This window comes from Bacillus sp. JJ1521 (genome assembly GCF_036965165.1).
Taxonomy (GTDB): Bacteria; Bacillota; Bacilli; order Bacillales; family Bacillaceae_L; genus Ferdinandcohnia.
The window spans coordinates 1-1,340 of sequence record NZ_JBALOX010000289.1; the positions used below are offsets into that span (position 1 = coordinate 1).

A 1,340-nucleotide genomic window follows, 5' to 3' on the forward strand; every position below is an offset into this window, starting at 1 on the left:
ACCCATATCTTTGCCCTCCTTTACTATTTAGTAGACGAATGTCTTACTTCAAACTTTTTCTTTATCTTATTTTTATGCGTAAAAAATGGTGACAATGATTAGAGACGTCGGTAAAACGAAAAAGGGATACCTTTCTAAAAGGTATCCCTACATATCATCGATTTTCTAGTAGTGTTTTCGCATCTGAATAGGAAGTTCCATGAGCTACTGCAACCGCTTTGTAGGTTACATATCCATCTAACGTATTGATTCCTTTATACAAAGCATCATTTTCCAAACAAGCTTGTTTGAAGCCTTTATTTGCAATCGTCAATGCATATGGAACCGTTACATTTGTTAATGCAAAGGTTGATGTGCGCGGAACAGCTCCAGGCATGTTTGCAACTGCATAGTGAACAACATCATGCTTGATATATGTTGGATTATCATGCGTTGTAATCCTGTCAGTGGTTTCAAAAATTCCGCCTTGATCAATCGCAATATCCACGACTACAGATCCAGGTGCCATTGATTTAATCATTTCTTCCGTAACAAGTTTTGGCGCCTTCGCACCAGGAATGAGTACTGCACCGATTACCAGATCTGATTCCTTCACAGCCTCTGCGATATTTAGTGGGTTTGACATTAGTGTTGTCACATCTGCCCCAAAAATATCATCAAGCTGGCGAAGACGGTCTGGATTTAAATCAATTACCGTCACTTGTGCTCCGAGCCCAACTGCCATTTTAGCAGCATTTGTGCCTGCAACTCCGCCACCAATAATCGTCACTTTACCACGATGTACTCCGGGTACTCCTGCTAGTAAAATACCTTTACCACCATGTGGTTTTTCTAAAAATTGAGCACCGATTTGCGTTGCCATTCTTCCCGCAACCTCACTCATTGGAGTTAGCAACGGAAGGGAACGGTTTGGTAATTGAACTGTTTCATAGGCAAGTCCGATTACCTTTTTTTCAACAAGGGCCTTTGTTAATTCAGGCTCTGCTGCTAAATGTAAATATGTAAATAAGAGTAGGTCTTCATGGAAATATTGATACTCCTCTGTCAGAGGTTCCTTTACCTTCATAACCATTTCCATAGACCATGCTTCACTTGGTGTATTCACAATAGTTGCCCCTGCATCGGTATATTGTTGATCTGTAAAACCAGATCCTCCCCCAGCGTTGGTTTCTATATATACTTCATGTCCAAAGCTTACAAGATTTACAACACCAGCCGGTGTCATTGCAACCCGATTTTCGTTATTCTTAATCTCCCGTGGTACACCAATACGCATGTAAAATACACTCCCCTAATTGTTATCAACGATCATTTTTCCTTAAAATTACAAACCTTATTAT

Annotated in this window: 1 protein-coding gene; it reads right to left on the minus strand. The window is 40.1% G+C overall.

Features of this window, described 5'->3' with window-relative positions:
- Nucleotides 1-154 precede the first annotated feature (154 nt).
- A complete protein-coding gene (gene ald / locus V7147_RS24880; protein WP_335370477.1) occupies nucleotides 155-1,276 on the minus strand; it encodes an alanine dehydrogenase in 1,122 nt (373 codons plus the stop codon).
- Between the last annotated feature and the right edge of the window lie 64 nt (nucleotides 1,277-1,340).